Annotated in this window: 4 protein-coding genes; 1 reads left to right on the top strand and 3 read right to left on the bottom strand. The window is 72.3% G+C overall.

The features are described 5' to 3' along the window. On the top strand, positions 1-2,463 hold a 2,463-nt coding region (locus VF697_RS29415; protein WP_331100073.1), incomplete at its 5' end, for a PEP/pyruvate-binding domain-containing protein. A 3-nt stretch (positions 2,464-2,466) separates the two neighbouring features. On the opposite strand, the gene VF697_RS29420 is transcribed toward VF697_RS29415, so the two are convergent. From VF697_RS29420 to VF697_RS29430, 3 genes are all read right to left on the bottom strand, one after another. Beyond that, positions 2,467-3,489: an ABC transporter substrate-binding protein gene (locus tag VF697_RS29420; RefSeq protein ID WP_331100075.1), complete on the bottom strand. Its 1,023-nt coding sequence runs from the start codon at positions 3,487-3,489 to the stop codon at positions 2,467-2,469. Between the two features lie 62 nt (positions 3,490-3,551). Continuing rightward, complete coding sequence (locus tag VF697_RS29425) at positions 3,552-4,286, bottom strand: ABC transporter permease (RefSeq protein WP_331100078.1); 735 nt, start codon at positions 4,284-4,286, stop codon at positions 3,552-3,554. Then, positions 4,192-5,568, bottom strand: a 1,377-nt coding sequence (locus VF697_RS29430; RefSeq protein ID WP_331100077.1) for an ATP-binding cassette domain-containing protein, incomplete at its 5' end; no start/stop codon positions are given. The genes VF697_RS29430 and VF697_RS29425, both read right to left, overlap by 95 nt.

A 5,568-nucleotide genomic window follows, 5' to 3' on the forward strand; every position in this document is an offset into this window, starting at 1 on the left:
CGCCGGGTGGGGCAGCGCGTGCGCCAGCGGCTCTCGGAGGTGGCGGTGCCGGAGGAGGTGGCCCGCGCGGTGGTGGAGGCGTGGCGGGGGCTCGGGGAGGGGCACGCGTACGCGGTCCGCTCCAGTGCCACGCTCGAGGACCTGCCCGACGCCTCCTTCGCCGGCCAGCAGGACACCTTCCTCAACGTGCGCGGCGAGCAGGCGCTGCTCGAGAAGCTGCGGGCCTGCTGGGTGTCGCTCTTCACGGACCGGGCCATCCTGTACCGGCGCCAGCACGGCTACCCCTCGGGAGCGGCGCGGCTGGCGGTGGTCGTCCAGCGCATGGTGTCCCCGGACGTCTCCGGCATCCTCTTCACCGCCGACCCGGTGAGCGGCAGCCGCGCGGTGTGCTCCATCGACGCGAGCTATGGGCTGGGCGAGGCCCTGGTGTCGGGGCTCGTCAACGCGGACCTCTACCGCGCGCGCAAGGCCACCGGCGAGCTGCTGGAGGTGCGGCTCGGGGACAAGGCCCTCGCGCTCTGGCCCTTGCCCGAGGGCGGTACCGAGAAGCGCCTCGTCCCCGAGGAGAAGCGCTCGGCGCGCGCGCTGGATGACGCCACGGTGGCGCGGCTGGTGGAGGCGGGCCGCCGCATCGAGTCGCTCCGGGGCGGTCCGCAGGACATCGAGTGGTGCCTCGAGGGCGGCCAGCTCTTCATCGTCCAGGCGCGCCCCATCACCACCCTGTTCCCGCTGCCCGAGCCCGCGCCGGCGGATGGCGCGCTGCACGTCTACCTCAGCTTCAGCCATGCGCAGGTCAACACCGCCGTGCTGCCGCCCATGTCCCTCAGCCTGCCCCCCCTCTTCATTCCCTTCGGTGGGCGTACGCACGAGGGACGCTCGGTGCTGCTGGCCCAGGCCGGGGGGCGCCTCTACCTCGACCTGACGCCCATGCTGCACCGCGCGCCGTTCTCGCGATTCCTGCCTCGGCTGGTGGACAGCATCGTGGTGGGCACCGCCGAGCGACTGGCGTCCCTCCGGCCCCGGCCGGAGTTCCAGGTCGGACGGGAGAAGGCGGCGCTGCCGCTCGGGCCGCTGCTCAAGGCGGCGCGCCCGGTGCTGGGGAGGGTGCGGCGCCGGTTCCTGCACCCGAGGCCCGAGGAGGCCCGGAAGCAATTCGAGGCGGCGATGGACGCCTGGCGCCAGAAGTGGGCCCGGGACTTCCAGGAGGCCGCGCCCGGAGCGCCCCGGCTCCGGCTCTTCCGCCAGGAGCTGTCCACGGTCTTCTCCGAGCTGATGCTCACCCACGCGGCGCCCGCGCTCATGGCCGGCCTGCTCTCGTGGAAGCTGGTGGGCAGGATGGCGGGGGGGCGTGTCGACGAGCGCACCATGCAGGCGCTGCTGCGGGGGCTCGAAGGCAACGTGACGACGGACATGGACCTCGCCCTGGGGGACGTGGCCGACGTGGCGCGCGAGTCCCCCGAGGTGGCGAGCCTCCTGCGGCGGGACGGTTCGATCGCCACCCTCGACGCCCTGCGAGGTGTCGCTGGCGCCGAGCGCTTCCTCGCGGCGTGGGACGGCTTCATCGCCCGCTACGGGCACCGCTGCCCGGGGGAGCTCGACATCGCCCTGCCGCGCTGGGGGGAGGAGCCGTCGAGTCTGTTGCGCATCCTCTCCGGCATGCTGCACTCGGAGGTATCCGGCGAGCACCGCCGCCGCCACGCCGCGGCGACCCGCGAGGCCGAGCAGGCCACGCAGCGCATCCTGGAGGCCGTGGGCCAGGGTCCCCTGGGCGCGGTGCGGCGGCGGATGGCGCGGGGGCTGGTGGCCCGGCTCCGTGCCTATATGTCGTTGCGCGAGCACCCCAAGTTCCTGCTCATCCAGCTCTTCCAGCACGGGCGCCGGGTCATCCTCGAAGCCGGGCGGCTGGCGGTGGAGCGCGGGCTGCTCGCGGACGCCACGGACGTGTGGATGCTCGACCTGGACGAGCTCATCGCCACGCTGGAGGGCCAGGCGGAGGGCGTGCGCGAGAAGGTGGCGGCCCGGCACGAGACGTGGAAGCGCTACGCCCGGCTCTCTCCGCCGCCGCTGCTCACCAGCGAGGGCGAGGTTCCGGCCCTCTCCGCGGCCTCGGCGGCCGAGCTGCCCGGGGTCCTCAAGGGGATGGGGGCCTCGGTGGGCATCTTCGAGGGCACGGCGCGCGTGGTGCTCGACCCGGCGCGCGAGGTGCTGCGGCCGGGGGAGATCCTCGTGGCCCCGTTCACCGACCCGGGCTGGACGCCGCTGTTCATCCACGCCGGTGCGCTGGTGATGGAGGTCGGCGGGCTGATGACGCACGGCTCGGTGGTGGCCCGTGAGTACGGGCTGCCGGCCGTGGTGGGCGTGACGGGGGCCACCCAGCGGATCCGCACCGGCCAGCGCATCCGCGTGGATGGGGACCGGGGGCAGGTCATCCTGCTCGAGTCCGAGTCCGCCGAGGCGGCGTAGCGCTCACGGCCCCGCGTCTGGCGCCGCGCTCGGAGTGGCCATGACCTCGCGCAGGAGGGAGTCATCCACGAGGCCCTTCAAGTCGGAGCTGGCGATGAAGCCGAGCTGTTGCGCGTGCTCGGCGGCCGTCTGGAGCTGAGCGGGCACCGGCTCCAACGCGGGCTCCAGGCGGGTGAAGGAGTCCTTCAGCACGGGCTCGGAGATGGGGTGCCCGGTCACCTTGGAGAAGGCGTCGTTGACGCGGCTGACAAAGGCGTCGGGCTGCTGCTGCCACTGCCGGGTGAGCTCCACGTGGACGCGCACCAGCTTCTTGAGCTGCTCGCGCCGCTCCGTCAGGGCCTTCTGGGTGGTGACGAGCACCGTGGTGTGGAAGCGCCGCTGCGGCCACAGGTCGCGCTCGTCCACGAGGATGTGGCCCCCGCCCTCGGCCACCATGCGCGCGCCCCACGGCTCGGGCACCCAGGCGCCTTCAATCTTGCCGTTGAGGAAGAGGCCGAGGATGTCCGGGTTGGACAGCGGGGTGACGGTGACGTCCTGGCCCACCTTCAACCCCTGCTGGCCCAGCCAGTGGCGCAGGGTGATGTCCTGGGTGTTGCCCAGCTGCGGGCTGGCCAGCGTCTTGCCCTTGAGCTCCGCCGGGCTGCGTGCCGTCTTCGTCACCAGCACCGCGCCGCCGTCCACCGCCGCGGCGATGATGCGCAGCTCCCGCCCGGCCTTGAGGAAGGTGTTGATGGCCGGCCCCGTGCCCACGTACGAGGCATCGAGCGAGCCGGAGGTGAGCGCCTCCATGGCGGCCGGGCCCGCGTTGAACATCTTCGTCTCGATGCCGGGCAGGGCCTGCTGGAAGGCGCCCGAGGCGTTGCCCACCAGGGCCTGGGCGTGGGTGATGTTGGGGAAGAAGCCCATCCGGAGTGGCTTCTGCTGCTCGGCTCCTCCGCCAGCCTGCTTCGCCGCCTGCTCCTTCTTGCACCCGGTCACCGCCAGACAGAGGGCGGCGAGACTCGCGACGAGGAACCCGATACGCATATGCCGCCCAGGGTGGGGCGGGTCGGGGCTCGCCGCACATGGACCGGAGTGCAGGGCGACTGTCAGCCCGTCGCCAGTCCCCAGCGGCGGCGCACGCGCAGCTCCACCGTCTGGAAGATCACCCGGTCGATGAAGGTCCCCACCAGGATGATGCACACCATGACAGCGAGGACCTGGGCCGTCTCCATCAGCTCGCGGCCCATGGTGAGCAGCTGGCCCAGGCCGCCGGACACGTAGAGCAGCTCGCCGGCCATGAGGGCCCTCCAGGCGAAGCTCCACCCCAGCTTGAGCCCGGTGACGATGCCGGGCAGCGCCGCGGGCAGCAGCACGCCGCCGTAGAAGCGCGCGCCGCGGATGCCATAGGTGGAGGCCACGCGCAGCATCAGCGGGTCCACCCCCATGACGCCGTCCTCCACCGCGATGGCGATGGCCAGCACCGAGCCCATCACCACCACGAAGATGATGGACGTCTCGGTGAGGCCGAACCAGAGCAGGGCCAGGGGCAGCCAGCAGATGGAGGGGAGCGCCTGCAGGCCCACCACCAGCGGGCGCAGCAACCGCCGCACGAAGCGCAGGCGCGCCAGGGCGAGGCCGAGCGGCACGCCGATGAGCACCGAGAGGCCGTAGCCCTGCGCGAGCCGCCCCATGGAGCGCGTGATGGCGTCCCACAGCCGGCCATCCCGCGCCATGGAGAAGAAGCTCTCAGCGACCGCCTTCGGGCCCGGGAAGAGGTGATGGGGCCAGGGGCCGAAGCGGGCCACCAGGGCCCACACGGCCAGGAGCCCCGCGAGGAACAGCAGCTTCTGACTCAGGTGCCAGGCCTTCATGGTGCGCCCCTCCCGCTTCCCGGGTACCGGACCCGGGCCCGCCCATGGACTCGCTCTCGCGGAGCATCACGCGGATCTGCCGCGCCAGTCCCACCAGCTCCACGTCGTCGGGGCCTCGCGGCATGGACAGCCGCACCTCGAGGTCCTTCAGGATGCGGCCGGGCCGGGGCGCCATCACCACCACCCGGTTGGCCAGCACCAGCGCCTCCGTGACGTCATGGGTGACGAAGACAATCGTCTTGTGCGTCTCCAGCCACACGCGCTGCAGCAGCTCGTGCATGTGCAGGCGCGTCTGCGCGTCCAGCGAGCCGAAGGGCTCGTCCATCAGCAGCACCGGCGAGTCCACCGCCAGCGCCCGGGCGAGCGCGGCGCGCATCTTCATTCCGCCCGACAGCTCGTGCGGCAGCGTGTTCTCGAAGCCCGAGAGCTGCACGTATTGGATGTAGCGGCTCGCGCGCTCGCGGCGCTCGGCCTTGGAGAGGCCTCGGGCCGAGAGCACGAACTCGATGTTCTGCCGCACGGAGAGCCACGGGAAGAGCGCCGCCTCCTGGAACATGAGCAGCCGATCCGGCCCCGGGCCGCGGATGGGCTTGCCGTCGATGCGCACCGTGCCCCCGGTGGGGGCGATGTGGCCCGCCAGCGCGTACAGCAGGGTGGACTTGCCGCAGCCCGAGGGCCCCAACAGGCAGACGAACTCGCCGGAGCGGATGTTGAGGTTGACGTTGCTCAGCGCCACCACCTTGTTGGCGTAGCGGTGCTCCACCGCCGAGATGGCGATCTTGGCCGAGTCCGCGCCCACCTTCGCGGGCACCAGCAGCTCCTTCACCTCCTGCACGCGGCGGAAGAGCGAGCGCCACACCCGGGAGAGGAGTCCGGGCCGGGAGGCGGGCTTCTCCGGGGGGCGAGGGGCGGCGGCGGACTGCTGGGGATCGACGAGGCGCATCACCCGGTCGTAATGAAGCTTGCGCATGTCGCAACTCGAACGACGTGGGTCGTAGACCAGGCAGTTGTCGATGGGCCGGGAATAGACGTGGAGGGAGATGGCGTAGCCGCTGCGCGAGCCCGTGCGCACCGAGTGCAGGGCCGCCTCGGGGTTGCGATGGTCCATGGCCCCGGGGAGCAGCGTGCGGCGGGGGCCCACGCGCTCGACGAGCGCGTAGCCGGGCTCCTGGCCTCCGGCGATGAGGCGGTAGTCGGCCACCTCCAGCTCCCCGGCGATGGTGGTCAACCAACACTCCTGGCCGTCATGTCC

Origin of the sequence: Archangium sp., from assembly GCF_036388035.1 — a bacterium.
Classification (GTDB): Bacteria; Myxococcota; Myxococcia; order Myxococcales; family Myxococcaceae; genus Archangium.